Source organism: Endozoicomonas sp. Mp262 (assembly GCF_025643335.1).
In the GTDB taxonomy this organism is placed as follows: Bacteria; Pseudomonadota; Gammaproteobacteria; order Pseudomonadales; family Endozoicomonadaceae; genus Endonucleibacter.
This window is the reverse complement of sequence record NZ_CP092489.1, coordinates 1,795,589-1,820,888: the sequence shown is the minus strand read 5'-3', so window position 1 is coordinate 1,820,888 and position 25,300 is coordinate 1,795,589. Positions and strand designations below refer to the sequence as shown.

25 protein-coding genes and 2 pseudogenes are annotated in these 25,300 nt (G+C 46.5%); 11 read left to right on the top strand and 16 right to left on the bottom strand.

What is annotated here, in order from left to right:
- Positions 1 to 74: 74 nt before the first annotated feature.
- A complete protein-coding gene (locus MJ595_RS08010; protein ID WP_263081927.1) occupies positions 75 to 398 on the bottom strand; it encodes a hypothetical protein in 324 nt (107 codons plus the stop codon).
- Positions 399 to 669: 271 nt separating this feature from the next.
- Complete coding sequence (locus MJ595_RS08005; RefSeq protein WP_263081926.1) at positions 670 to 969, bottom strand: hypothetical protein; 300 nt, start codon at positions 967 to 969, stop codon at positions 670 to 672.
- Positions 970 to 1,849: 880 nt separating this feature from the next.
- On the opposite strand from MJ595_RS08005, the gene MJ595_RS08000 reads away from it, so the two are divergent.
- Positions 1,850 to 2,401, top strand: coding sequence for a hypothetical protein (locus tag MJ595_RS08000; RefSeq protein WP_263081925.1), 552 nt, complete (start codon positions 1,850 to 1,852; stop codon positions 2,399 to 2,401).
- Between the two features lie 107 nt (positions 2,402 to 2,508).
- Here MJ595_RS08000 and MJ595_RS07995 read toward each other — a convergent pair whose 3' ends face one another.
- Positions 2,509 to 3,405 (bottom strand): hypothetical protein, encoded by an 897-nt coding sequence (locus MJ595_RS07995; protein WP_263081924.1) that lies wholly within the window; start codon positions 3,403 to 3,405, stop codon positions 2,509 to 2,511.
- A 23-nt stretch (positions 3,406 to 3,428) separates the two neighbouring features.
- Here MJ595_RS07995 and MJ595_RS07990 point away from each other — a divergent pair, with 23 nt between their 5' ends.
- Together MJ595_RS07990 and MJ595_RS07985 are read left to right on the top strand one after the other, a co-directional pair.
- The gene (locus MJ595_RS07990) at positions 3,429 to 3,662 is read left to right on the top strand and encodes a BrnT family toxin (RefSeq protein WP_263081923.1); all 234 of its coding nucleotides are present in this window, start codon (positions 3,429 to 3,431) and stop codon (positions 3,660 to 3,662) included.
- A 34-nt stretch (positions 3,663 to 3,696) separates the two neighbouring features.
- A pseudogene (locus MJ595_RS07985) lies at positions 3,697 to 3,903 on the top strand (BrnA antitoxin family protein); the annotation flags it as partial.
- Positions 3,904 to 3,966: 63 nt separating this feature from the next.
- On the opposite strand, the gene dapB reads toward MJ595_RS07985, so the two are convergent.
- Positions 3,967 to 4,770 (bottom strand): 4-hydroxy-tetrahydrodipicolinate reductase, encoded by an 804-nt coding sequence (gene dapB, locus MJ595_RS07980; protein ID WP_263081922.1) that lies wholly within the window; start codon positions 4,768 to 4,770, stop codon positions 3,967 to 3,969.
- 424 nt (positions 4,771 to 5,194) lie between these two features.
- On the opposite strand from dapB, the gene MJ595_RS07975 reads away from it, so the two are divergent.
- The 4 genes and pseudogenes from MJ595_RS07975 to MJ595_RS07960 all read left to right on the top strand — a co-directional run bounded on the left by MJ595_RS07975 (position 5,195) and on the right by MJ595_RS07960 (position 7,799).
- Positions 5,195 to 6,313 (top strand): PilT/PilU family type 4a pilus ATPase, encoded by a 1,119-nt coding sequence (locus MJ595_RS07975; protein WP_263081921.1) that lies wholly within the window; start codon positions 5,195 to 5,197, stop codon positions 6,311 to 6,313.
- A gap of 626 nt (positions 6,314 to 6,939) precedes the next feature.
- Positions 6,940 to 7,071: pseudogene (locus MJ595_RS07970) on the top strand (ParA family protein); the annotation flags it as partial.
- 54 nt (positions 7,072 to 7,125) lie between these two features.
- Positions 7,126 to 7,575, top strand: a complete 450-nt coding sequence (locus MJ595_RS07965) for an AAA family ATPase (protein ID WP_263322472.1) — start codon at positions 7,126 to 7,128, stop codon at positions 7,573 to 7,575.
- Positions 7,572 to 7,799, top strand: a complete 228-nt coding sequence (locus tag MJ595_RS07960) for a hypothetical protein (RefSeq protein ID WP_263081920.1) — start codon at positions 7,572 to 7,574, stop codon at positions 7,797 to 7,799. Before MJ595_RS07965 ends, MJ595_RS07960 begins: the two co-directional genes overlap by 4 nt.
- A 633-nt stretch (positions 7,800 to 8,432) precedes the next feature.
- On the opposite strand, the gene MJ595_RS07955 is transcribed toward MJ595_RS07960, so the two are convergent.
- The 4 genes from MJ595_RS07955 to grpE all read right to left on the bottom strand — a co-directional run bounded on the left by MJ595_RS07955 (position 8,433) and on the right by grpE (position 13,013).
- The gene (locus MJ595_RS07955) at positions 8,433 to 8,780 is read right to left on the bottom strand and encodes a HigA family addiction module antitoxin (protein WP_263081919.1); all 348 of its coding nucleotides are present in this window, start codon (positions 8,778 to 8,780) and stop codon (positions 8,433 to 8,435) included.
- A gap of 93 nt (positions 8,781 to 8,873) precedes the next feature.
- On the bottom strand, positions 8,874 to 10,019 hold the full coding sequence (gene dnaJ / locus MJ595_RS07950; RefSeq protein WP_263081918.1) for a molecular chaperone DnaJ: 1,146 nt from the start codon (positions 10,017 to 10,019) through the stop codon (positions 8,874 to 8,876).
- A 259-nt stretch (positions 10,020 to 10,278) separates the two neighbouring features.
- Positions 10,279 to 12,207 (bottom strand): molecular chaperone DnaK, encoded by a 1,929-nt coding sequence (dnaK, locus tag MJ595_RS07945; protein ID WP_263081917.1) that lies wholly within the window; start codon positions 12,205 to 12,207, stop codon positions 10,279 to 10,281.
- A 194-nt stretch (positions 12,208 to 12,401) separates the two neighbouring features.
- On the bottom strand, positions 12,402 to 13,013 hold the full coding sequence (gene grpE, locus MJ595_RS07940) for a nucleotide exchange factor GrpE (protein WP_263081916.1): 612 nt from the start codon (positions 13,011 to 13,013) through the stop codon (positions 12,402 to 12,404).
- An 85-nt stretch (positions 13,014 to 13,098) separates the two neighbouring features.
- On the opposite strand from grpE, the gene MJ595_RS07935 reads away from it, so the two are divergent.
- The 3 genes from MJ595_RS07935 to recN all read left to right on the top strand — a co-directional run bounded on the left by MJ595_RS07935 (position 13,099) and on the right by recN (position 16,561).
- Complete coding sequence (locus MJ595_RS07935) at positions 13,099 to 13,236, top strand: hypothetical protein (protein ID WP_263081915.1); 138 nt, start codon at positions 13,099 to 13,101, stop codon at positions 13,234 to 13,236.
- Positions 13,237 to 13,327: 91 nt separating this feature from the next.
- Positions 13,328 to 14,761 (top strand): lipase family protein, encoded by a 1,434-nt coding sequence (locus tag MJ595_RS07930; RefSeq protein WP_263081914.1) that lies wholly within the window; start codon positions 13,328 to 13,330, stop codon positions 14,759 to 14,761.
- A gap of 126 nt (positions 14,762 to 14,887) precedes the next feature.
- Positions 14,888 to 16,561 (top strand): DNA repair protein RecN, encoded by a 1,674-nt coding sequence (recN, locus tag MJ595_RS07925; RefSeq protein WP_263081913.1) that lies wholly within the window; start codon positions 14,888 to 14,890, stop codon positions 16,559 to 16,561.
- 56 nt (positions 16,562 to 16,617) lie between these two features.
- Here the strand turns inward: recN and fur are convergent, their stop codons facing one another.
- A complete protein-coding gene (gene fur / locus MJ595_RS07920; protein WP_263081912.1) occupies positions 16,618 to 17,025 on the bottom strand; it encodes a ferric iron uptake transcriptional regulator in 408 nt (135 codons plus the stop codon).
- Between the two features lie 96 nt (positions 17,026 to 17,121).
- Between fur and MJ595_RS07915 the strand changes: the two genes are divergently transcribed.
- Positions 17,122 to 17,490, top strand: a complete 369-nt coding sequence (locus tag MJ595_RS07915; RefSeq protein WP_263081911.1) for an outer membrane protein assembly factor BamE — start codon at positions 17,122 to 17,124, stop codon at positions 17,488 to 17,490.
- A gap of 25 nt (positions 17,491 to 17,515) precedes the next feature.
- Here MJ595_RS07915 and MJ595_RS07910 read toward each other — a convergent pair whose 3' ends face one another.
- The 7 genes from MJ595_RS07910 to MJ595_RS07880 all read right to left on the bottom strand — a co-directional run bounded on the left by MJ595_RS07910 (position 17,516) and on the right by MJ595_RS07880 (position 25,278).
- Positions 17,516 to 17,833 (bottom strand): RnfH family protein, encoded by a 318-nt coding sequence (locus tag MJ595_RS07910; RefSeq protein WP_263081910.1) that lies wholly within the window; start codon positions 17,831 to 17,833, stop codon positions 17,516 to 17,518.
- On the bottom strand, positions 17,826 to 18,257 hold the full coding sequence (locus MJ595_RS07905) for a type II toxin-antitoxin system RatA family toxin (RefSeq protein WP_263081909.1): 432 nt from the start codon (positions 18,255 to 18,257) through the stop codon (positions 17,826 to 17,828). Before MJ595_RS07905 ends, MJ595_RS07910 begins: the two co-directional genes overlap by 8 nt.
- 181 nt (positions 18,258 to 18,438) lie before the next feature.
- Positions 18,439 to 19,767 carry an MFS transporter family glucose-6-phosphate receptor UhpC gene (uhpC, locus tag MJ595_RS07900; RefSeq protein ID WP_263081908.1) on the bottom strand — a complete coding sequence of 443 codons (1,329 nt, stop codon included), beginning with the start codon at positions 19,765 to 19,767 and terminating at the stop codon, positions 18,439 to 18,441.
- Positions 19,764 to 21,287 carry a signal transduction histidine-protein kinase/phosphatase UhpB gene (gene uhpB / locus MJ595_RS07895; protein ID WP_263081906.1) on the bottom strand — a complete coding sequence of 508 codons (1,524 nt, stop codon included), beginning with the start codon at positions 21,285 to 21,287 and terminating at the stop codon, positions 19,764 to 19,766. Before uhpB ends, uhpC begins: the two co-directional genes overlap by 4 nt.
- A gap of 17 nt (positions 21,288 to 21,304) precedes the next feature.
- Positions 21,305 to 21,922, bottom strand: a complete 618-nt coding sequence (uhpA, locus tag MJ595_RS07890; RefSeq protein ID WP_263081905.1) for a transcriptional regulator UhpA — start codon at positions 21,920 to 21,922, stop codon at positions 21,305 to 21,307.
- Between the two features lie 108 nt (positions 21,923 to 22,030).
- Complete coding sequence (gene uhpT / locus MJ595_RS07885) at positions 22,031 to 23,434, bottom strand: hexose-6-phosphate:phosphate antiporter (protein WP_263081904.1); 1,404 nt, start codon at positions 23,432 to 23,434, stop codon at positions 22,031 to 22,033.
- Between the two features lie 665 nt (positions 23,435 to 24,099).
- Positions 24,100 to 25,278, bottom strand: coding sequence for a transposase (locus MJ595_RS07880; RefSeq protein ID WP_263081903.1), 1,179 nt, complete (start codon positions 25,276 to 25,278; stop codon positions 24,100 to 24,102).
- Between the last annotated feature and the right edge of the window lie 22 nt (positions 25,279 to 25,300).

The following is a 25,300-nucleotide window of genomic DNA, read 5'->3' as shown; positions in this document are numbered from 1 at the left end:
TCAAGAATAATACCGAATCTGAAAAAACGTTTGGATGTATTTTTGCACACAATTTTTAAAATATAACCAAACGTTCATGTCATACTAACTCTAAAGTTAAGTACCATACTTGATTTATTAGAAATGCTTCCCATTTCCTTATCTGTTTCCCACCTAATCATTTCTCCTGGTTTCGAATATATATCTTTTACAAAAATTCTGTATGTACCTTGAGACGGAGAACAATCTACAACTAAACCATAAAACTTGGAGTCATCCTGACTGTTTTCGTAAGGTAAAACTATTGAAGAATAGCTACCAAATGATAACCATCTTTTACTTGAGTATTGTTCTGCACCTGCAAAAACAGTGCTGGAAAACATTGACGTGGCAATAGCAGCAATTATAAATCTTTTCATGTTTGTCAGGTTTATGTAAATTGGCAGAATAGCAGTACGAGTTGCTTGTTTTCTATAGGTAAATCACACTGACTTTAGTTATTTGGGTCGGAAATCAGGGGCAGGTCTTTCCTCTTGATAGAAGTTGATTCAAGAATCAAGACCCGACCCCGGTTTCACGCGACCCCGGTTTCACGCTCTTTAGCTATTACTGAAAACTTTTCCTTGCATCGCGGGGCGAACCATATGACCCCAGCTTCCGTTGTTTTTCCGGAAAAGCTACTTGTTATGTCTAGTCAAGCTCACCATATAAATAATTCCCATCTTGGTCATAGATTTCCACGTTGCCGCTACGATCAACCTCGCCGTATGAATAGTTTCCATCTTGATCGTATATTTCAATGTTTCCGCTACGATCAACCTCACCATATGAATAGTTTCCATCTTGATCGTATATTTCAATGTTTCCGCTACGATCAACCTCACCATATGAATAGTTTCCATCTTGATCGTATATTTCAATATCATCAGCTGAGATTGAACAACTGAAGATCATAAGTCCTATGATAAATACTGAATTGCGAATTTTCATTTTAGTTCCTCTATAGTTGAAGGGATATAACAGCTATTAGACCGCGTACGCGGCGTTATCGGATATTTCGGGGCAAAAAGGTCCTGACGGCTTTGGAGGATGAAGACTACATGCCCGCTCCTGATTCAAAGGCATATATTCTATAGGGGAAAGAGCACAGGAAAAATGGGCATAGGCCGCATAGCGAAAGGCTCCGGCGAAAGTTGCACTGCCCGCCTTGATAGCTATCAGTTTGTTACTCATTGGCCTGCCAGTGAAGTCGGATTAATCAGCATCACCTTACTGATTAATCCGCTTTTTCTGTCAGTGAGTACCGGCCTTGCCCCCAGAAGTCGCTGTCCAGTCGTTATAAATAATCTTCATGGCCATTGCTGTCCTGGATGTGTCGTATTGCTCCCATAGCTCGGATGCCATTTCTGCTATGCGAAATCAGAACCCCGCCTTTACTCTGATTTCTCCGGTTTCAGAAAAAAATCCATAACATTTTTTTGTTTTTTGCCGCATTTTTAAAGCTGAAAAACCTGATAAGAAACCAACAAAAAAATATCAATGAAAGATCTTCTGACTGAAGGGATGATCATCACACAGTTCAGGAGATCGCAATTAATCTCCGACCGAGACCACCAGAAACAGGATAGGAATAGACCATGATCAAGTATCTACCCAAGTTGATCAAAGTTAGCCACGAATACCCCAAAACCGCTTTTTGTGTTTGTGCCTTTTTGCTTGTTCTGACAGCAATACCGACGATACCTGCCGTTCTTGCTTCTCTCTAAGGCGATGCCGGGCTGATTCCGGGCATCCCTGTTACATCAGTTGCGTTAATAGCTTTTTGTGAAACAATGGCAAAGCCCGCTCAGTGGTGATAAGGAAATGAATAATGATAAGAACGGTTGTTAGCGGTTTGGCCTCTGTGGTTTTGCTGGGGGCTGTCAGTGGTGTGTCTGCCAGTGAGGATAAGACCCAGCCGGTGTTTGGAGAGGCGCAGGTGTTGCTGGAAGGAGAGAATGTGCGGCAGTTTGACTTGAAAGACCTGAACGGGGATTACCGGGTGGATTTAATCTGGCTGGAGGGAGCCGGTGATGTTAAGTATCGGTTGCAGGAAAACAGGGTTCTGCAGAACTTTGAGGACCTGGAGGGGACGCGATGGAAGATGGTGTATACCAATAACAACAGGTATAAGTGGGTGACATTTAATACGACGGAGGGCGGAAAAGGGATAATAGAGACTGAGAATAACGACCTCTATAACATCGTGAACCATGATGTCACAGAGAATGGTGAGCATACATTTTGCACCTATGGTTTCTCTGGGCTACACCGCACAGAGTGCCGCATAAAATACACCATTCACACCATCACCAATAACACCATGACCGGCACTGACCTGAGTAACAATGAACCCTGGACGGCAAGTAAGATTCTAAATTAGCACTTTTTATCACTACAAACGCACTATTTTTATAGCGCATTTGTAGTGCAGTTATAGTTCTTTAAGTAGTAAAGCCGAATCCAGATGGGGTATTAAAAATACACTGATCAGTCGCTGCCTTGCCCAGGCACCGCTTTACCATAGAAATCCTTAATTCCTTCTGATCTTGCCTTTATAGTCGGATCATCCAGACGGCCAAAATAGATTGTCCATGCTTGCTGGGAACTGTCTATTTCCTGAATAGCCTGCTTACCGGTCAGGCTCCAAAGAAACTGCTGGCCATCCGTAGCAGTCACCCAATAGGAGGCACCAACCATTTCAGGGGGAATTTCCTCTTTTATTGCATTAAAGATGATGTTTTGGCAGTCCCCTGCCTCGGATATGGCATTAAAAATACCTTGTTGTTGCTCTGTTCTCTCTGTATATCCTTTTTGTGTGTGCACGAAATGCAATGTCATTTGTCCAGGATTGCTTTTCGCATAAGCTAGCAGCCGCCTGACACTGTCAGTCCTTCGGGTAACAGTTTCTGTTATATCCACCTGCCCTCTGTTCACGGGATGAAAACTCTCATCACCGGCTGTCCCCGGTTGGTTGCATAATGGGGTCAGAGGCTGGGGGGTGATGTAGATAACCTCCACCTTACTGATTTCACCTTTTATCAACATATCTACAAAGGTATCTTCAGCAGTGTATTGCAAACAGCCCACACAGGCTTTACGGGTTTCAACAGTGTCATCCATCACCAACTTAGTTTTTTCAGTCTGCTCTTCCAGGTGCTGAAGGGAAAGTTCTTTTGCTTGCTTGCCTGCATCATCCTTAGCCTCCAGTGTTTCAGTCTTTGCTTTCTGTTGGTTAAGAAAAGCAGCCATGGCATCGTCAACCGGAGCTGCCTGAACCGATGGTAGAGCAAACACAGCAACAGCTATAAAAGCTGTAACAAGCAGACTCAGGCACACAGAAAAAAGCGACGTTTTTTGGGCAAAAGGCAAAGTGGGGGTATTCATGTTACAGAGGGATAGCTGCGCTTGTGAACAGATCGTTTTCCAACTATAGCCTATATGTCAGGTTCTGCCTGTACCACCTCAGTCTCGCCCTTCATACCAGAGCTTTTGATTCCACCGGCAACATTAACGGGGTTGTTGTTCTCGTGGCGCACACATTCTTTGAGGGTGACAGGGAAGAGGTGATCAGGATTATTTCTGCTCGTAAGGCAACATTGCATGAGAGGCGGGTTTATGAAAAAAAACGACTTAACTCCTAGTCAGAAGCGAGAACTTCAGGCATTGGCTGACAAACCGGATGCCGAGATTGATACCAGTGACATTCCAGAAATAGCAGACTGGGACAAGGCTGAGACGGGCAAGCTCTATCGTCCAGTGAAGCAGCAGGTGTCTATCCGGCTGGATGCGGATGTGCTGGCCTGGTTCAAAGCAAAGCACCCCAAATACCAGACGGCACTGAACCAGGCACTCAGGGAGTATATGGAGTCTCACTCAGTTTGAGAATGTTGGGGGGCGAATTCAAAATCCGACCCCGGCATCCCCGGGATGCCGGAAACGGGATAATTAACTCAGCCCCAACACATCCTGCATATCAAATAACCCGGACTGTTTATCCTGTAGGAACCTCACTGCCCTGATAGCGCCACGGGCATAAATAATTCTGTCACTGGCCTTATGCGTCACTTCAATCCGCTCTCCGGCACAGGCAAATAAAGACGTGTGATCCCCAATGACATCCCCTGCCCTGACGGTAGCAAAGCCAATCGTTCCTTGTTTCCTGGGTCCTGTATAGCCTTCCCGGGCATAAACAGCACAGTCTTCCAGTTTTTTACCGGTGGCTTCTGCCACAACCCGGCCCATTTTCAGGGCTGTTCCTGACGGGGCATCCACTTTGTTTTTATGGTGAGCCTCAATAATTTCTACATCTGCGTCACCTTCCAGGGTCTTTGCTGCCATTTCCAATAGCTTAAATACGAGATTGACACCAATACTCATATTAGGCGCAAAGACAATTCCAGTCTCTTGTGCCGCTTTTTGCACCCCCTCAATTTGAGCTTCCGTTAAACCCGTTGTACCAATCACCAATTTTTTCTTGTATTTTGCACACAGGGCTGCATTTTCCAGGGTGTAGTCAGGCACAGTAAAGTCTATAACCGCATCCACCTTATCAATGCACTTTTCCAGACTATCGGTTATTGCAACTCCCATAGTGCCAGCACCCACCAGCTCTCCAGCATCCACCCCCAGCAGTGCTGATTCCGGAGGCGCTATTGCAGCCACCAGGCTGGTATATTTATCACAAGCCAACGCCTCAACCAGCATTCGCCCCATTCTTCCGGCAACACCCACTACAGCAACATTGATCATTTTAAACCCCAAACATACCTCAACCCTGAAAGTCTAACGCCGACATTCTACACATCAACATAAAAAACAGATTGAACCAACTAGTGCAGGGAAGCATGGATATCGATACAGATATTGAATAGGTTGAAATACCCGTATGCATTCCCAGCGGGGAGAGGGTGTCGCGAAACTAAATGCAGCGTGCACAAAACGAGATTGATTCTCTTTTTTTTAACCACAGAGACACGGAGGCACAGAGTTTTTATATCTTTAAACTATAAATCTCCGTGCCTTTGTGTCTTTATTATGCCCTTCAGGGTGCCGTGGTTAATAAAAATAACTTTTGCGACAGCCTCAGGACGCTGAAAATGAGGCGCTTATCTTGGCCTAACTGCACTGGAACATCATTTCAATACAACTGACCATTAAATTAAGAGACCCTGATATGGATATCCATAAAGCCCTAAGGCTTGTCGTTGAAAAGAATAGCTCAGAGCTTTTCGTCACCGTTGGCTACCCCCCCTGCCTGAAAATAAACAATCAAATTACCCCTATTAGCAAACAGCCCCTCACCAGACCACTGGCAGAGCAAGCAATAAAAGCCTTGATGGATTCACAACGGTTTGAGCAGTTCTGTAAAACCCATGAAAGCAACTATGCGGTACATCTGGATAATATTGGTCGCTTCCGGGTTAGTGCATTTTATCAAAAGGGCGAACCCGGAATGGTTATCCGAAAAATCAACACCACAATCCCCACACTCCCGGAACTGGGCTTGCCGACGCACTTGGGTGACCAGGTTCTGCAACCCCGGGGGCTTATTCTGTTTGTTGGAGCTGCCGGCTCAGGCAAAACAACGTCAATGGCAGCCCTGATCGGTCATCGCAACCGGGCAGGAACCGGCCATATCATCACTATCGAAGACCCTATTGAGTTTATCCATGAACACAAAAACTGCATTATTACCCAACGGGATGTAGGCCTTGACACGGAAAGTTTTGAACAAGGCCTTGCCAATGCGCTCCGGCAGGCTCCCAATGTTGTCGCCATTGGAGAAATCCGATCCGCAAAGGTTATGATGCATGCCATTGAGTTTGTGGAAACCGGTCATCTCTGCCTCGCCACCTTACATGCCAATAACGCTTATCAGGCGCTTGAGCGAGTCATTCACTTTTTCCCCCAGGAGCAGCGCCCGCAATTATTGATGGACTTATCTCTCAATACCCAGGCCATTATTGGCCAGCAACTTATAACCTCAAAAGAACAAAATAAAGTATACCCTGCCGTAGAAGTACTCCTGAACACGCCCCGTATAGCCGACCTAATCAAACAGGGGCAGATTGATGAACTAAGAGAAGTGATGGGCAAATCCAGAGAACAGGGAATGCAGACCTTTGACCAGTCTCTGTATGACTTGTATGAATCTGGAAAAATCACCTATGAAAAAGCCTTGCAACATGCCACCTCATCCAATGACCTCAGACTCATGATCAAACTAAGCGGGAAGATGCCTCCCGGGCACGAGGGCATTAATATTGACTCCCTGAAAGTGTCTGATGATTAAAAAGTTAAAAATAATCTCTAAAGCCTTCCATCAGGCTATCGATTAGGATACCTTATTGTTCTTGACTTCTTTTCAGCAAAAATCATTTCAAAAATGCCAGCGCCCTCTTTTGTTTAAAGATCAAGCATATTTTTCCAACCTTGATAAGTAAATGAGTAAATAAGTAAATTATCAAATACTCACCTTATTCTACCCGCTAGCATTTTTTAGCCTGAAAAAATAGGGGAAAAATAGAATCTATTATTTTTATTACTGCTTTTTTCCAATAGAAAAAAACAAAAAAAAGAATCCATTGACGTATACGTCAACCGTCTACTTTTCCACCGTTTCTGTGGATAAACCTCTGGAAAAACCCATCAAGCATAGAAAAAACTCTGTAAAAACAGTATCGAATCAACCTGGTTATTTTTCATACCGAAATTTATAGGATAAATGTTACAGCAACATCAAAATACACAGAAAAAATCGCTTATTTTAAGAAAAAACCACATGATATGCTTTAAAAATACAGAAAAATAATCACTCACATCAAACAACTTAAGCGGCTTTATTTTCAACCCCCCTCTTCTACTCATTTACTCACAGTCTTAAACTATCCTGGCCAATACGCAAAAAGGATAAAAACAATGGCTTATGTAATTGCTGTACTCAATCAAAAAGGAGGCGTTGGTAAAACAACTATTTCTTGTAATCTGGCCTGCGCATTAGCCCAGGATTTTCCCGGAGAGGTTTTACTGGTGGACCAGGATCCCCAGGGAAGCTCTCTTGACTGGAATGAAGTGAACGGCGGCTCACTTATCCCGGTTCTTGGGATGAGCAGAGAAACACTGCCTGTAGACCTGAATGCCGTGTCAGACTCTTATCAATACATTGTTATTGATGGTGCCCCCGCCGCCGATAAGCTCGCTGCTGCCGCACTTAAAGTAGCCGACCTGGTCATTCTACCTGTAACCCCCTCTGCTTATGATGTTTGGGCTACAGCCGATCTCGTTGACCTGATAAAGACCCGGCAAGAAGTTTCAGGAGGAAGTCCTGAATCAGCTTTCATCATTTCCAGAGCCATCAAAAAAAGTCTTATAGGGGATGAAGTGTCATTAGCTTTATCCGATTATGACCTCCCCATCCTTTCATCACGCACAACCAACCTGCTAGCCTACCCCACAGCGGCAGGCCGGGGACAAAGCGTTCTTCTGGAAAGATACAGTCAAGCCAAAGAGGAAATAATGACTATAAAAAATGAGATTAAGGACAAGTATCTATGAGTATTTTCGCCAGAAAGCCAAGACGTGAAAAGTCTGAAAGAGTTAATGAAGCTATAGCAGACCTGCAAAGGGAGCCTGTCAAACGACTCAATATTAACTTGCCCCGCTCTGTTCATAAATCCCTGAAACAACTGGCCCTTGAAAATAATGAAACCCTCCATGACTTAATAAACCGACTCATTCATAAAGAGCTAAAGCGCGCCAGCAAGGCTCAGAGTGATTGATAACTGCATCCTGTAAGCAGGTACTTTTTGGCTATAGCTATTAAGTACCCCGATTATTCCAAGAACAGAACAAAACCGGAGACCTTTGACAGGCATTATTCTGCTGTTTAAAAATAAACCAGAGCACTTACCCAAATTTATGAGTAAATGAGTAAAAAAACAAACACTCAAATACTCATAAAAATAATCTGTGAAAATCATTTTCCCCTTAAAAAACAGGGGAATTTTAAAAAAATAGGGTTGTATTGTTTTTCAGATTACGCTATCAGGAAACTAAAAAAATAGCATACTCATGCACACGTCTATCGTCGACTTTTCCACTTTTTCTGTGGATAAACCTCTGGAAAAAAGCATCTCTCCTAAAAAAACATCGGAAAAAATAGGGTAAACTCAATATGATTATTTTTTATACCGGACTTTAAAGCTTAAAAAAAAACACGTCACCCATTCAGCTAAAAAAATCGGCTATTTTGGCAGGCAGTATCCTAAAAACCACAAAAAACAGCCTTAACACATAGGGGGAGTAAAGCTATCCCACACGAAAAGCAGAAAAGTATTTAGGCTCATGGAGTAGTTTACATTTCTCTCATGAGAAAAAAGAAAACCGGATATACCGCTTCAATCGATACACCATCAACCAAAAGCAATTTTCCCTACAGCGTCATAGTGGGCACTGTCATCATGCTCAGCTTCCCAGACATCAACAGCCGCCTGCATACTAAGCCAGCTTGCAATACTGGTTTCTGTGGCTAGAGCAAGGCGCTTCGCCAAGTCACGACTGCAAGGGACTTTTTCATTAACAAAAGCGGATAAGTGCTTACGAGAAACACCCAGCGTTCTGGCTGCCTCACTGATGCTAACATTGTTTGCAGCCAGCACATCGACTTTGAAAAAGTAGCCAGGGTGTGTAGGTTTTCGGTTTCTTTTTCTGGTCATAATTACTGCTTCCAACCCTTTGTCCAGAAACTTCTTGATAGCCATACAGCCACCTGTAACATATATGGTTACAGCCTAGACTGTAACCATATATGTCAATCCAGCCTTTTTTCTTAGCGGAAAACAGGGAGCGGTTAATCAGGAGGTCATGTCATCAAAAAAACGTTTTACGCCCTCAAAGAATGACTTTTTCTTGGGTGACTGATGCCCCTGCCCTTCATCCTCAAATGTGTTGTGCAGCTCTCTTAGCAGCTCTTTTTGCCTCTCTGTCAGCTTGATAGGGGTTTCAACCACAACCCGGCACATTAAATCACCGGCAGTCCCGCCTCTTACAGGCGTTACGCCCTTTCCTCTTAACCTGAACAGCTTTCCGGTCTGGGTTTCTGAAGGAATCTTTAGCTTAACCCGGCCTTCAAGGGTTGGCACTTCCAGTTCACCACCCAGGGCAGCATCAACAAAGGTGATAGGCACTTCACAGTACAGGTGTTTACCATCACGCTGGAAAATCGGATGGTCCGCCACACTGATCTGCACATAAAGATCACCGGCAGGCCCACCATTAACCCCCGCCTCACCTTCTCCAGCCAGGCGAATACGATCACCGGTATCCACCCCGGCAGGAATTTTCACAGACAGTGTCTTGTGCTCCTGAACCCGGCCTTCGCCATGACAGCCACCACAAGGGTTCTTTACCATCTTGCCACTGCCATGACACTCCGGACAGGTCTGCTGGACAGAAAAGAAGCCCTGCTGCATACGCACCTGACCAACACCGCCACAGGTGGTACAAGTAACAGGCTGGGTGCCTTTTTTAGCGCCTGAGCCATTGCACTCTTTACATTCCACCAGGGTGGGGATACGAATTTTTTTATTGGTGCCCTTAACGGCTTCTTCAAGGCTCAATTCAAGCTGATAACGGAGGTCGGCTCCCCGTTGTACGCTACTATGGGTACGACCACCACCGCCTGCACCAAAAATATCACCAAAGACATCGCCAAAAATATCACTGAAGTTACCAGCACCAAAGCCTCCGGCACCGCCCATGCCTCCCATATTGGGGTCAACCCCGGCATGGCCATACTGATCATAAGCTCCGCGCTTCTGGTCATCAGACAGTATTTCAAAGGCTTCGTTAACTTCCTTGAAGCGCTCTTCTGCCTCCTTATCATCCGGATTGCGGTCAGGGTGAAACTTCATGGCCATCCGGCGATAGGCCTTTTTAATTTCTTTGTCCGAAGCACCTTTTTCAACACCCAGTACTTCGTAATAGTCTCGCTTTGCCATAAGTAAAACCCTGAAACCTCTAGCACTCCGAATCGATAACTTTAAATCGGAATAGCGGCAATTAAATTAACCGTGATTGCTCAGCCCTTATCGCCCAGAAAGCTTCGGGGACAACGATAACATCTGATTACGGCCGCCATGATGATCCTAACCCGGATATTTCATGGCTAGTTTCGTGACTGTCAGACACAACAACGCGGGATAAACTCCCGCGCCGTCTGCAACTACAACATCATCCGTCAGGAGTGATATTGAATGATCACTTCTTCTCGTCTTTTACTTCTTCAAACTCTGCATCAACCGCATCGTCTGCGGAACGGCCAGAGTCCGCCTTGCCTTCCTCAGGCTGGGCGCCTTGCTGTTGCTGGGCAGCTTCAGCGTACATCTTCTGGGCCAGGCTTCCGGAAGCATCAGACAGAGCCTTGGTCTTGGCTTCAATGTCGTCCTTGTTATCAGCCTTGAGCGCGTCTTCCAGTTCAGAGATAGCCTTGTTAATGGCTGTCTTTTCTTCTTCAGAGGCCTTGTCACCCGCCTCTTCCAGCGTCTTGCGAGTGGCGTGAATCAGGCCATCGGCAGTGTTGCGGGCAGATGCCAGCTCTTCAAACTTCTTGTCTTCTGCCGCGTGAGCTTCAGCATCCTTAACCATGGAATCGATTTCATCATCAGACAGGCCGCTGGATGCCTTAATGACGATGGACTGCTCTTTGCCAGTGGCCTTGTCTTTAGCAGATACATTCAGGATACCGTTGGCATCCAGGTCGAAGCTCACTTCGATCTGAGGCATACCACGAGGTGCTGGAGGAATGTCAGCCAGGTCAAAACGACCCAGGGACTTATTCTGTGTAGCCTGCTTACGCTCACCCTGACAAACGTGAATGGTTACCGCAGTCTGATTGTCATCGGCTGTGGAGAACACCTGGGACTTCTTGGTAGGAATCGTGGTGTTCTTGTCAATCAGGGCAGTCATCACACCACCCATGGTTTCAATACCCAGAGTCAGCGGAGTTACGTCCAGCAGCAGCACGTCTTTAACATCACCTGCCAGAACCGCAGCCTGGATAGAAGCACCCATGGCAACCGCTTCATCAGGGTTCACGTCTTTACGTGGCTCTTTACCAAAGAACTTGGCCACACGCTCCTGAACCAGAGGCATACGGGTCTGACCACCCACCAGAATCACTTCGTCGATGTCAGACATATCCAGGTCGGCATCTTTCAATGCAGTGGCACAAGGTGTCAGGGAGCGCTCCACCAGCGCTTCAACCAGAGATTCCAGCTTGGCACGGGTTACTTTAACATTCAGGTGCTTAGGCCCTGTGGCATCAGCGGTAATGTATGGCAGGTTAACATCGGTTTGCTGGGCAGAGGACAGCTCGATTTTGGCTTTTTCAGCGGCTTCTTTCAGACGCTGCATGGCCAGGGGATCACCTTTCAGGTCAATGCCCTGATCCTTCTTGAATTCGGCTGCCAGATACTCGATCAGGTGCATGTCGAAGTCTTCACCACCCAGGAAGGTGTCACCGTTGGTGGCCAGTACTTCAAACTGGTGCTCACCATCAACGTCTGCAATTTCAATGATGGAGATATCGAAAGTACCACCACCCAGGTCGTATACCGCTACAGTCTGGTCGCCTTTTTTCTTGTCCATGCCATAGGCAAGGGCGGCGGCAGTAGGCTCGTTGATGATACGCTTGACTTCCAGACCGGCAATACGACCAGCATCTTTAGTGGCCTGACGCTGGGAGTCATTGAAGTATGCAGGTACAGTGATAACCGCTTCGGTTACGGACTCACCCAGATAGTCTTCTGCTGTTTTCTTCATTTTTTTCAGAATTTCAGCAGAAATCTGGGGAGGGGCTTTCTTATCACCCTTGATTTCAACCCAGGCATCGCCATTGTCGGCTTCAGCAATTTTGTAGGGCACCATCTGGATGTCTTTCTGAACCACATCGTCCTTGAAGCGACGACCGATCAGACGCTTGATGGCGAACAGGGTATTGTCCGGGTTGGTAACCGCCTGACGCTTGGCAGGCTGGCCTACCAGGGTTTCACCATCATCAGTGAATGCGATAACGGAAGGTGTGGTGCGTGCACCTTCTGCGTTTTCCAACACCTTGGACTTGTCACCGTCCAGGATGGCCACACAGGAGTTGGTTGTACCCAGGTCAATACCGATTATCTTGCCCATTTCTGAATCTCTCCACCGCCCTGACCTGCAGAGCTTCTTATCTGGTTTCCGCCGCTTGTTACGCCGTTGGTTGCGCCTTAATTCACGGCCTTTGAATGCTATATGGGAGCACCTGTTTTTTTTTCAAGGGTGCTCCTTATACCTATTTAACTATTTATTTTCCGCAGGCTTATTCCCGGAAAATTGCCGCCTCATCAGGCTCCCTTGGCAACAACAACCATGGCGGGACGAACAACCCTTTCATTCAGGGTATAGCCTTTCTGGAAAACCGCCATAATGGTATTAGGCTCTACGCTCGGGTTAGGCACCATGGACATGGCCTGATGGAAGTTAGGGTCAAAAGGCTCGCCCTCCGGATTCATCTGCTGAACCTTAAAGCGTTCCAGGGTATCCAGGAAAAGCTTCAGGGTCAGCTCCATGCCCTCTTTCATGGCATCATGGCCACCTTCGGCCTGGGCTGCACTTTCAATCCCCTTTTCAAGACTGTCCACAACAGGCAGCAGAGACTCTACAAATTTATCCAGAGCATATTTATGCGCCTTCTCAACATCCAGCTCTGCCCGGCGCTTTACATTCTGCATTTCTGCCTGTGCCCGCAGGGCAAGATCTTTGGCCTTATCCAGCTCAGCTGTCAGCTCTTCAATTCTTTGCTGCCAACCGGAATCATTCTGATCAAGGGTAGCGTTTTCCAAACTCTCACCCTCTTTCTGCATAAGCTCTTCAGTCAACTCAGGCGATTCTTTTTCAATGACAACTTCTTCTGCAGACTGAAGCTGCTCTTCTGCCTTACCGTTTTCTACAGTCATCCCGATTCTCCGGATCTTTATCTGGCCTGTTCCAGGGGGTGTTCCCAGTCAGTCATGAAAACACCCACCAGGGCAATTCAACTTAATGAATGCTATATGGGGACGCAAGATGGTGATTCAAGGAAAAAGAACAAAAACAGCAAAAGACAGTGGCAACAGAGCATTCACTGACATTGACCATTTTCAAAAAAAACAAAACAAATTTGGCTTATTAGTCAGATGAAAATACAAAGCCTATATTGCAGGATAAGCGTTAATTCAGGACTCATTTGAATAAAAGGACGTTGATAATTTTAAAGATGAAGGTATCCCGAATGCTTATCAAAAACATATTCGGCATCCACGTTTTACTTTTATTGATATCAGCATTGACGGCAATCTCCAGACCTGCCCTTGGAGGACTAAAAACAAGCACTGTCTTATGCAACGCAGTCCCCATTAAAGAAAGCATTACCTCGTGCAGTGAAGCCCCCAATAAAGATTTTCAGTTGCCAACCCCGGACCTATTCCAACAGGTCATTAATTTTGCCTCTCTTGCCTATGAAATGGATCAGGAAGGCAATCTGCCAAGACACACAAGTAATAAATATAGAGGCTGGCATATTTCAGTCATTGAAGGTGAAACGGGTATCAAAGGCGCAAATATCCTGAAACCTGCGATCAGTGCTGCTACAAACTACTTCTTATCTTCAACAGCAATGGATGAGGTTGAGCTAGAGGAGGTTGAACAATCCGGTTTACTGGCATTAAGGCCGGACAGTGATAACCCCAATCATATAACCGCTGTTCTGGCATTTAACGGCACCAAATCTACCCCCGGCATTCTCACGGATATGAATGCCGCCAAAACAGACCTGCCTATGGGGCTAAAAGGTCAGGGTCACAAAGGGTTTGTTAATGCCGCCAACTCATCGTACGACGCTGTTCAACAAACTCTCATCAATGCACTGCCCCATCTGACAGGTATTCCACTCACAAGCATACAGGACATTGCTGATAGCGGGATTCAACTTGAACTTATCATCATGGGTCACAGTCTGGGTGCAGCAAAAGCCCTTCTGACCGCCAGTTACTTATTTAAAGAAATGGACTTGGCTTCAGCAGATCACCAAAACATCCAGCTTTTTGTCATCACAATGGGTGGGCCGCGGGTATTTGATCACACTGCTGCGATGGCAATAGATAAGCTATTTGGCACAAGGATTATCGCCTTTGTGGCCTTTCCATTTGATATTGTTCCCAACGTGCCTTTTGAGTATTTTGGATACCGCCATGTGGGGCAGACAGTTACTGTACCCATAACAGCCCACGCACGAAATTTTGACCCCATAAACACCCTGTATAACGCTTATTACGGTGACCAGAACTCAACCTTTCTGCTCGCAGGCAAAACCATACAACACCTCACGCCAAATCATACAAGCGAAGAAGCAGACACAGTTAAGAACTGTTTATCATTAACAGGCGTTATAAATTCAGCATGCAACCTAGGAACAACCTGGCATAGCTGCGACAACTACATAGCAACCATCATCCGAGACAATATTTACAACAACTTTTACCACCGTACTCTCCAGCAACCCGGCCTGGAACCTGATACCCATAAATATACAAATAGATTGTTCTCGCTAGCAGTCATCGCCAGCTATATTGGCGTAAGTGCATATCAGCTATTGCAGGGAATTGCTCCCTATATAACCCGGTTGCTATTGGAACAAAAACAGGCACATCCGATACCTTCAGCCTGAAAGGCAAAACTCTTTACCCTTTCAGCCGATCCATATACTGTATAAATAAACAGTTATATTCCATAATAACTATGAGTAAAGTGTTTCACCTAAAACCATTCGGTAACCATAGCGCCGGGATTCAATATGCTGAACCAGTTATCTATCAGCAACTATGCCATTGTTGACCAGCTTGATCTGGACATACCCCCCGGGATGACCGTCATCACCGGAGAAACCGGGGCTGGTAAGTCCATCATACTGGATGCCCTTGGGCTGGCTATTGGTGACCGGGCTGATATCAGTTGTGTCAGGTCCGGTTCTCAACGCGCGGAAATCAGAGCCTGCTTTGACCTGACCCACTGCCCCGCAGCCCGGGCGTGGCTGGAAGCACGGGACCTTAATATAGACAATGAGTGCATATTACGGAGAGTCATTACCCGTGAAGGACGGTCACGGGGATATATCAACGGCTCAGCCTCACCACTCACTGACTTGAGAACAGTGGGTGAACTACTGATTGATATCCACAGCCAGCACGAGCACCAATCCCTGTTGAAAAAGAGTCATCACAGGCGATTACTGGATGACTATGCCGGGACTGGAAAGCTGGCAGCCAAAGTGGCAACCATCGCCCTTAATTATGCCCAGACTCGGGAACAGCTTGATTCGATTCTTTCAATGAGAAAGGAAAGGGATGAGCGCATTCAGTTACTTTCATATCAACTTCAGGAGCTGGAACAACTCAGCCTCCAGGAAGGGGAGGTGACAGAGCTTGAGGCCAGCCATAAACAATTAACCCATGCCGCTGAAACCCTGGCCGCCTGTCACCAGGTCACCCGTCTCTGCTCTGATAATGAATCAGGCAATGTACTGCAACAATTAAGCCTTTGCCTGCACCAGCTCAGCGAATTAAGCCTGGACCATCCTGCCATTACCCAATCCATAGATATGCTGGCTTCCGCGCAGATACAGGTGGAAGAAGCCGTTGGTGAAATCAATCACTTTGTGGATCATTTTGACAATGATCCTGAACGGGTTCATAGCATTGAGGAACGACTCAGTGCCATTTATGAGCTGGCCAGAAAACATCGGATTCAACCGGAACAACTCCATGACAAGCAACTACAGCTTGCCCAGGAGCTTGAAGGCATTCAGTGCCATGACGAAATCACGGCCGAGCTGGAAGAGCAGTTAAACCGCTTACATCAAAGCTATCAGGAACAGGCCTCAACGCTGTCACAAAAACGACGGAAGGCTGGGTTAAAGCTTGAAAAAGTCATCAGCTCACGCATGAGACTACTGGGCATGAACAAAGGGATCTTCAGCGTTTCCCTCAATCCCATAGTTCATCAGAAACTTAGTCAGGCAGGACTGGAAGATATCGAGTTTCTGGTGGCAACCAACCCGGGACAGCCTCCCCGGCCATTAGCCAAAGTGGCATCCGGCGGCGAACTCTCCCGTATCAGTTTGGCAATCCAGGTTGCCACTGCACAAACCTCTCATATATCCACCCTGGTATTTGATGAAGTTGATGTAGGTATCGGCGGAGGCACCGCAGAAATCGTCGGCAATATGCTGCGGGAGATTGGCGATAAAGGACAGGTACTCTGCGTCACCCACCAACCCCAGGTTGCCTCACAGGGGCACCAGCATCTCCATGTTAATAAAAAAGTGACAAAGTCCGATTCCCAAACCCACATTGCCATTATTCGTGGTGACTACAGAGTACAGGAGGTGGCCCGGATGCTGGGCGGCGTAGAAATCACCCAGTCCACCCTGGCACATGCAAAGGAAATGCTGGGCACTTCTGTCCAATAGTAAAAATTGTAGAGGTGGCTGTTTTCATTACTCACATGTAATGAAAACAGTCACTATTATTTCTTTTTCGGCCGAACATAGAGCACCAGATTATGATCCACTAGCTCAAAACCGTGATTTTCAACAATTTCGCGCTGACGCTTCTCAATCTGCTCATCAATAAACTCAACGATTTCGCCGGACTCAACACACACCATATGATCATGGTGCTCACCACGGGAGAGCTCAAAAACAGAGTGCCCACTATCAAAGTTGTGGCGAACCACCAGGCCAGCCCCTTCAAATTGAGTCAGAACCCGGTAAACAGTGGCAAGACCTACGTCCTCTTCAGCCTCCAGCAAAGCCTTGTAGACATCTTCTGCACTCATATGGCGTCCCTGGGCACCTTCCAATATCTGCAGAATCTTCACGCGTGGCAGGGTGACTTTAAGGCCTGCTTTTCGCAACTCTTGATTTTCCAACACGTTTCCCTAACCTTTAGCAGAAGAACCCTGCTATTATCTCATTTTCGTGTAAGTAATTCATTTTGAGCAAAAGAAGATAGTGGAAGTCTGAAAGCGATGCAAAAACCTCTGGTCTATACCGCAGCAATACTCTCAGCCGCACTACTGGCCGGATGCGCCAGTTCCACCAACAGCGGCTCAAAACTCATTAGTTTTCCTGGTGCCTACAAGATAGACATTCAGCAAGGCAATGTTATCACTCAGGAGATGGTTGACCAGTTAAAGCCTGGCATGACCAGAAACCAGGTACAATACATTATGGGCACCCCCCTTCTGGAAGACACTTTCGACAAGGATCGCTGGGACTTTGTCTACAGCATACAGCCCGGAGGTGGTAAACGTACCCAGAAAACCCTGACCATTTTCTTTGAAAATGACCGCCTGTCCTCAGTCAGGGGTGACCTGAAACCTGGTGAAACCCCTTAGAGCCATCAGCCGACTCCAAGAGTCATCAGCCTAGCTTATTTAGCCGGGCTTTTTCAGCTCTTTTCCTTCGCGCTTCCTTGGGGTCCGCGATCAGGGGACGATAAATTTCCACCCTGTCCCCTGCCTTAAGCTCTCGCTCCTGAGGCTTAGGTACTGCTTTGCCGAAAATACCCAGCTTTGCTGTCTCAAGGTTTATTTCTGGAAACAGGTTAACGATTCCAGAAAGTCTGACAGCATCATAGACGGTCGTACCTTTTGCCACCTTCACCGACAAAATCTTTTGCTCAAAAGGCTTCGCGTAAGCCACCTCAACGGTCAGCCGGAGTTCTTCCTGGTCAGCCATAAACCTGCTCCGCTCGTTGGGAAAATGCATCTACCATGGTGTTCATCACCTGACCAAACATAGGACTGAGCGTTGCCCGCAATAACTTGCTGGACACCTCGAAATCCATCTCCAAAGACACTTTACAACCTTCAGGCCCCAAAGGTTTAAAATGCCATGATCCCTGCAAACGTGAGAAAGGGCCTTCAAGCAATTCCATTTCAATGGAGACACCATAGGTCATCCGGTTCCGGGTGGAAAACGCCTGTCGAATCTTTCCTTTGGTGACCACCAGGGCAGCTTCTACCCATTCACCTTCTTTTTTGAGAATACTGGCCTCTTCACACCAGGGAAGAAAATCAGGGTAGGACTCAACATCACTGACCAAATCATACATGGCTTGAGCAGGAAACATCACCAGAGCAGAGCGCGCAATTTTGGGCATTGGATAGGTTACTGCATTTTCAAAATAACAAGCGGAATAGGATAACAGAAAATATGCCTCAGCTTCTCGTTCATCACTAAGAGCTGTTGTGATTTAATAGTTAGACTCATTCCCAGTGGAACGAAGGTGTCGCAAAAGGTATTTTGATTCACAACAGAGGCACCCTTCTTATTTTTCCTTATCAGTCTACAGCCACCTGATCAGGCACCTGAGCCAAAAAGAAAGGAAGCAGCAACAGACCGATCACCGCAGAGACCACGGTAAGCACGATAAAAAATCCCGTCCATTGATAATGCTCGATCACCAGAGCCATTGGATAACCCGCCAGCGCCGCCCCCAGATAGGCAAACAACCCAAGCAACCCTGTAGCCGCCCCCACCGCTGCTTTATGGGAACACTCTGCCGCCGCCATTCCAATCAGCATCTGTGGCCCAAACACAAAAAAACCGATGGCAAATACACAGCTGGCCTGAAGTACAAAACTGAATACCGGCATCAGCCACAATGCCACAACCGATAAAAAAACCCCCAGGGCAAAGAGCAAATTCATTGGGCCACGGTTACCGCCAAATAGTTTATCCGACCCCCAGCCAGCCACCAGCGAACCTAAAAACCCTCCGACTTCAAAGATAAAAAGGATCGAATTGGCAGAGACCAAATCGTAATGGTGTGCCTGGACAAAATACAGATTAACCCAGTCACTTACCGCTATTCTTACGATATAAACAAGCACATAGCTGACAGCCAGCAACCAGATATATTGATTTTTTAGGACATAGACACTCAATATTACCTGGTAGTTCAAGTCCGGCTCAGTATTTTCCTGCTGTTGTTCCAATGGATCCTGACCCCAGGCTCCCACCGAAGGCAGGCCCATGGTTGCCGGCTTATCCCTTAACCGCCAGCAAACCATAATTCCGGCGATCATTCCCAACAACCCAATGACAACCAGCGCCTCCCTCCAGCCGTAATACATGGCAATATAGCCCACTATCAGAGTAGACAGGGCGGCTCCAACATTATGGGCCGTATTCCAGCATGACCACCAAACTCCTCGTTCAGATTGAGAGTACCAGCTGGTTAACAACCGGGCACAGGGGGGCCAACCCCAACCGTGAAAGCAGGCGCTAACCACGATCAGGCAGGTGAACGACACCATAGAATTTGAAAACCCTAATAATACATTGGCCAGGCCGCTGATCAGAATACCCAGCCCCATAAAGTAACGGGGATTGGCCTGGTCTGATGCCATCCCCGAGATAAATTTTGAACAGCCATACACCGTATAAAACAGCGTTCCCATCAAACCGATATCGGAGAGATCCAGTCCCTGATCAACCATAACCGCAGGCATCACATGGTTCAGGCTTTTACGCATGCAAAACAGCCATGCATAACCCCCATACATCGTGAGCATGATGTGGAGCCGCCAGTAATGATAACGCTCAGTTATTTCTGCCGACTTCAGTATGACCGGGCGATCTGGCTGTGCTTTCAGAAAATCAATCATACAGAAACCCGGGTTCGTGGCAGACTGACAAACAGTTGTGTACCACAGCACTGATCCCCACCTGAACTTTTAACGGTAAACGCTCCCCCCAGCGCCTCAACCCGTTCAGACATACCCAGCAGACCAAAACCTCCCGCGGCGGTTGAAGGGTCAAACCCAACCCCATTATCACTAATGGTCAGGCAGACCGTGTCTTCAACGGTTAACTCCATCACAACCTGGCTGGCATCCGCATATTTAATTACATTATTAAGGGCTTCCTGGCAGATACGATAAACCGTAACGAGCATGGCATCACTGAGAGCACACTCTATATTGGTGGGTGCATGCCAACGTATAGTAACCTCAATACCTGATGCCCGGCAGTCAAGGTCCCAGACCAACTGCTCAATCGCCTCTTTAAGGCCCACATCATCGAGAGCCTTTGGCCTCAAACGGGTCAGTAGTCGTTTAGTTGTGTCGTATATATTAAGAGAAACACTCTCGATCATATTGGCACTGTTAATAACCGCGGGCGTTTTTTCCAACCGTTTCAGCAAACCTGCCTGCATACGAATGGCCGTAATATTCTGTCCAATTTCGTCATGGAGTTCCCGGGCAATATCTCGACGAACAGACTCTTCAGCGGTTACCAGGTGCTGGGATAACAGGCGGTTTCTTTTTAGCTGTCTTCGAAGTTCGCTATTGAGCTCTCTTAGTTGTTGAATACCTGCCCCCAGCAAAATTCCCGTCAGGCTTTGAGCCGACAGTGACAGCAATAAATCGGTAATAACAAGACGACTGTCACCACTGCGGGCGGCAATTAAAGCAACACTATTGAGTAAAGTACCCAAAAATGCGCCGCGCCAACCATACCGAAATGCCAGTAGCACAATAGGAACAGCAAGAAAAAATGGTGCAAATCGGCGCATTTCCTCTGGCAGGCCCAGTTGGATGGCAATATTAATAAGGAACAGCATTGAGTAAAAAAACAGATTGCGACTATAAAAGCGGATGGGTCGCCGGGCCATTTTCGCAGTCAGTGGTAACCATTGACTCTGGAACAGATAATGCCAGACCAGATAGCAGGCAGGGACAACCATGAGTCCACCGGATATACCAGTCAGCACAGCCATCCCAAAGGCGCCATTCTTCATGGCAACAATAACGCCACTGATAATGGCTGTGGTAAAGATCAGCGTCGCCATGACGCATAACCGGCGCCACTGGGAGCCATAGTAATGCTCTGATGCCAGCCATAACAGGGGAATGCTGACAACACTGGCACTGAGTATAAGCACCCACTGGTCAGGGCCAAGAAAAGCAGCCAGAACAATGATAAGAAAAATTTCTGCCGAGTAAATCACAGGCCACAATGCTTTTGTACTGTGCAGAGTAACACCCAGGCGCAGGGCAAAAGGGCAGAAAAGCACAGCCAACCCATGATCCAGAATAAAGTAAGAGGAAATTACCCAGAGGCAGAACCAGCAGCAAACCATAATAAGCCAGCTGCAAAGACCTATAACAAATTGATGTTTCATTTCTGGCCAGGAGCATTTCACAATGCAGGGTTATCTGCTTCGTTAAACAGCCGGGCCAGCTCAACGTTGTTTTTTACACCCAGCTTATCCATGGCGTTGGCACGATGCACATGAACCGTTTTAGGGCTTAGTCCCAGCTGATGGGCAACCGACTTAACATCCAGACCTTTTGATAATAGCTCACTCACCTGGCGCTCACGTTTGGTCAATAATGAAACGGCTTGATTGCTACGCTCAGGAGAAGCCAGCCTCACCGCAATATCCGGAGTGAGATAACACCCCCCCCTGGAAACAGTGCGTACCGCCTGAATCAGCTCATCCGGGTTACAGCGTTTACTAAGATATCCTCTAGCACCTGCTTTCAGCGATTTTTCAACAACTGCAACAGAGTCATGTACGCTGAGCATAATGCAACCAGCTTTGTCCGCAAGATCTCCCAATAATGACAAACCACTTTCATCCGGCATGGAAATATCCAGAATACACACATTGGCCATTAGCGGAGGAATTCCCCTACGTGCCTCTGCCGCCGAACCAAATTCGCCCACCACAGCAATATCTTCTTCCAGGGAGAGGATCTGGGAAAAGCCGGATCGAACAATTATATGGTCATCAACGAGTACAACTTTAATCATCGGGACACACCGGGACAGGGTGGAGAGGGCGGGCAGGATAACGCTATCAACATTAAAAAAGCCACCTGAAGGTGGCTTTTTTAATGACAAAACCTGTCTACGATCAGGCTAGGCCGCCTGCAGATCTCCCACCACAGCCTGTCTGTTTTTGGCGCTACGAATTTTCTTCTCTTCGGCAATGGCAACAAAGGCCAGCAACACAACACAGACAATTGCGGATGTATCCAGTGCTGCAAAGGTTCCTTTCCAGCCTGTCATACCAAACACAGGTGTACCATCGGCGATCATACCCAGTCCCAGCTTGGCAAAACTATCGCCAATCAGGTAGGCAAAGGTTCCCTTGATACCATCGGCAACACTGATGGCCTTTTTCGGAACAAAACCAACGGCAGCAACACCAATCAATAACTGTGGACCAAATACCAGGAAGCCAAGGGCAAACAGTGAAGCCAAATACATATATTCACTGCTGGCATGTTGATAAAGGCCAAGAGTGAAAATAATCAAAATCAGTGAGACGCAGGCCACCAGCGCACGACGCCCATTAGCCAGGTCAGACAGATAACCCCACATCAAGGTACCCACCAGCGCACCCACCTCAAACATGGTAAAGCCCTGAATGGCTACATCCTTAGGCAGTCCCAGCTCCTGATAGGCATAAACAGTAGACCACTGATCAATACCAATACGAACGATGTACAAAAAGATATTGGCAAAGCACAGCAGCCAGATCACCTTATTTTTCAGTACATATTTCAGGAAAATGTCTTTCTTGGACATTTGCTGCTTTTCGGTAGCACTGTCTTCTTCGCTGACCTCTTCTCCAAACAGCTCCTCGGCAGTACCAAGACCATAAGCCTCAGGGGAGTCACTGCCGTACCGCAACCCTATAAAACCAACCACAATGGCAATAATGGAAGGCACAACAAACATACCTATTACATGACCATCAAAGAAGTAGTTTGCACCAAACAGTGCAACACCGGCAGCACCGGCACCACCAATGTTATGGGACATATTCCAGAGGCCAAGGTAGGTGCCTCGCTTTGTCCTTGGAGTCCACTTGGTAATGGTTGAATAACTTGAAGGACCGCCGGTACTCTGGAAAAAACCACTCAGGCCATAAAAGGCCACCATCATGAACAGGCTGGCACTTGAGCCTCCCATACTGACACTGAAGCCCAGCATGGCGATACCAGAGAGTATCAGCATAAAGGGAAGAAACTGTTTGGTATTCTTGCCATCGGCGTAATAGGAAACAACCGTTTTACCAATACCGTAAGTAATAGAGAAGCCCAAACCAATCATACCCAACTGCGTCATGGACAACCCATAGGTGGTCATCATGTCATTTTGGGCAATGTTAAAATTCTTACGGATAAAGTACATGGTCATGTAGCCAATAAATACAACCAGGTACGATTGCATAAATGGCTTGAACCACATTTTGCGACGCTCTTCCACAGGAAGGTTCAGCGTTGGCTTCCTGACCTGCTTCAAAATATTAATCATTGAAAAACCTCAGGCCGGTAAATTCTGCCTTGACCATACCTATTACGCCTCTTGGAAACAGGCGTAATGGGTATAAAAGACAGATAAAAACCGCCTTACCATAAAATAAATAACAGGTTGGTATTTTATGAAAAGGTTCTGTCAATGCCTTGAGAACTCCCCCTAAAAGAACTAGGAAAAATTCCCGGTTTTACACTTTATTTACAGAAAAATTGACATCAATCAATATTTTACACAGTAAATAACAGCAAATAATGTGGACAGTGTTTTTCTATGTTTAAAACTGTATAAGTATTTGTGTTGTGGAACACAGGTAATCTTGCGTAGATTTAAAAAGAACAGAAGCAAATAGGCTTTTTAGAGTGATTTTTTAATCCCAATGGCATCAACCCTCTGGCACATCACTTTAATGATGTACCAGTGGAGTCCTGTCCCGGTTCATAAAATAGCCCGGCTAAAAAATCGTCGTAATTAAAACAACCGCTACACAAACCGGTACGATAACCCGGGTCATCAGCTATTCCCGCATGATGAACGTCGATGATCGTTGGTATTGACAATAAGGCAGCAAAAATAATGAAGCCGATCAAAACTGAGCCGCCAATTAACAAAGCGGAGCTTTAAAGAAAAAATGTCACCCCTGAACGTAGCTACGATATGGCCGGTTATGATGTATCGAATGGAATCACCCTTTTCTCTTCAATACCATGAGTTACTGTGTAAAAAAGCCCCTCCCACGTTTTTATCAGCCAATGCAAAAAATAGCCCTGTATCCATTTCCATAATGCTATACGGACTCCTTTTGAGCGGGTTCTTAAAGCTTCCTGAAACTGGGGACAGCACAGTTCCTGTATTTGATCTACGAGAAAAGCAAGCATCGTCAGATAGGCCAGATTTGTGGCTAAGTGCTTCTCACCGTGACCGTAGTTATGTTCGAGATCGTAGCCTTGATTTTTCAGGGTGTTAAACGTCTGGTTCTCAATATGCCATCGGCAGCGCCCTCCTTTCATGACGGGTTCTATGGTTTCTTCGTTAAGCGGAATATCAGTCACCCAGCACCAGATATGCTGTTTACCTTTTTTATCGGTTTCGACAAAATCAAGCACATTAACCTGTTCTGCATATTTTGCCTTGTTCAGCCTGACGTCATTGGCATAGCGAAACCACCACTTAATTCCAGTCTCTTCATTAACTTTTTCAGCACGGTGAACTTTTCCTTCTTTATCCAGCTCATCCATCGCTTCAACCAGCGAGGCATGGTTGCCATCTTTCGCGACAATGATGTAATGCCAGCCATAACTCTTAATCAGTTGGACAGTGGGGTTGTCAGCATAAAGACTGTCCAGAAGAATAACGAACTTTAGACGTGGGTGATGCTCTCGTATGGTGGCAAACAACCGTTTAATGGCATTTTTTTCACAGTCATTTTTGGTCGAACCGTCCTGGCAAACTATGGCTTCCGGTGCCAATGGCAAGACTGTTTTTTGATCCGGGTGAGCAATGCATGCTGCCATTAACTGGTGGTAGTGAGCTTCGTTGGCCTTTCCCTTATTTTTAGTACAGCACTCCTGACAAGGTTTTTTATTATTGCAGGAGTAAAATAGCCCAGTTCCATCGATCGGGAGCAAGTAGTGATTTTTCAAGTTCCCGCAGTGAAATTCGAATGCCTTCAGTAATCCGCCCCTTTGGACGTTAGACAGCAATGTCTTAAAAGGCTTTTTGAACTCTACGGGATCTATTGGATCCAGGATTTCCCGCATACTGGTATCACAGGGAGCACGTTTTTTTATCTGATACAGGTGCTCAAGGTCAGCAATTCCCGCAAACCAGATTCCGGCTGGCACATTTTCAGTTAATTAAAAATGA

What these genes read in the sequence shown, in the direction of transcription:
- recN (WP_263081913.1), top strand. Translation starts at nt 14,888, where the DNA reads ATGCTGAACCAGTTATCTATCAGCAACTATGCCATTGTTGACCAGCTT.
- dnaJ (WP_263081918.1), bottom strand. Translation starts at nt 10,019, where the DNA reads ATGGCAAAGCGAGACTATTACGAAGTACTGGGTGTTGAAAAAGGTGCT.
- uhpA (WP_263081905.1), bottom strand. Translation starts at nt 21,922, where the DNA reads ATGATTAAAGTTGTACTCGTTGATGACCATATAATTGTTCGATCCGGC.
- MJ595_RS08000 (WP_263081925.1), top strand. Translation starts at nt 1,850, where the DNA reads ATGATAAGAACGGTTGTTAGCGGTTTGGCCTCTGTGGTTTTGCTGGGG.
- grpE (WP_263081916.1), bottom strand. Translation starts at nt 13,013, where the DNA reads ATGACTGTAGAAAACGGTAAGGCAGAAGAGCAGCTTCAGTCTGCAGAA.
- MJ595_RS07975 (WP_263081921.1), top strand. Translation starts at nt 5,195, where the DNA reads ATGGATATCCATAAAGCCCTAAGGCTTGTCGTTGAAAAGAATAGCTCA.
- MJ595_RS07930 (WP_263081914.1), top strand. Translation starts at nt 13,328, where the DNA reads ATGCTTATCAAAAACATATTCGGCATCCACGTTTTACTTTTATTGATA.
- MJ595_RS07935 (WP_263081915.1), top strand. Translation starts at nt 13,099, where the DNA reads ATGAATGCTATATGGGGACGCAAGATGGTGATTCAAGGAAAAAGAACA.
- MJ595_RS07910 (WP_263081910.1), bottom strand. Translation starts at nt 17,833, where the DNA reads ATGGCTGACCAGGAAGAACTCCGGCTGACCGTTGAGGTGGCTTACGCG.
- MJ595_RS08005 (WP_263081926.1), bottom strand. Translation starts at nt 969, where the DNA reads ATGAAAATTCGCAATTCAGTATTTATCATAGGACTTATGATCTTCAGT.
- MJ595_RS08010 (WP_263081927.1), bottom strand. Translation starts at nt 398, where the DNA reads ATGAAAAGATTTATAATTGCTGCTATTGCCACGTCAATGTTTTCCAGC.
- uhpC (WP_263081908.1), bottom strand. Translation starts at nt 19,767, where the DNA reads ATGATTGATTTTCTGAAAGCACAGCCAGATCGCCCGGTCATACTGAAG.
- MJ595_RS07995 (WP_263081924.1), bottom strand. Translation starts at nt 3,405, where the DNA reads ATGAATACCCCCACTTTGCCTTTTGCCCAAAAAACGTCGCTTTTTTCT.
- MJ595_RS07965 (WP_263322472.1), top strand. Translation starts at nt 7,126, where the DNA reads ATGAGCAGAGAAACACTGCCTGTAGACCTGAATGCCGTGTCAGACTCT.
- MJ595_RS07915 (WP_263081911.1), top strand. Translation starts at nt 17,122, where the DNA reads ATGCAAAAACCTCTGGTCTATACCGCAGCAATACTCTCAGCCGCACTA.
- dnaK (WP_263081917.1), bottom strand. Translation starts at nt 12,207, where the DNA reads ATGGGCAAGATAATCGGTATTGACCTGGGTACAACCAACTCCTGTGTG.
- dapB (WP_263081922.1), bottom strand. Translation starts at nt 4,770, where the DNA reads ATGATCAATGTTGCTGTAGTGGGTGTTGCCGGAAGAATGGGGCGAATG.
- MJ595_RS07955 (WP_263081919.1), bottom strand. Translation starts at nt 8,780, where the DNA reads ATGGCTATCAAGAAGTTTCTGGACAAAGGGTTGGAAGCAGTAATTATG.
- uhpB (WP_263081906.1), bottom strand. Translation starts at nt 21,287, where the DNA reads ATGAAACATCAATTTGTTATAGGTCTTTGCAGCTGGCTTATTATGGTT.
- MJ595_RS07960 (WP_263081920.1), top strand. Translation starts at nt 7,572, where the DNA reads ATGAGTATTTTCGCCAGAAAGCCAAGACGTGAAAAGTCTGAAAGAGTT.
- uhpT (WP_263081904.1), bottom strand. Translation starts at nt 23,434, where the DNA reads ATGATTAATATTTTGAAGCAGGTCAGGAAGCCAACGCTGAACCTTCCT.
- MJ595_RS07905 (WP_263081909.1), bottom strand. Translation starts at nt 18,257, where the DNA reads ATGCCCAAAATTGCGCGCTCTGCTCTGGTGATGTTTCCTGCTCAAGCC.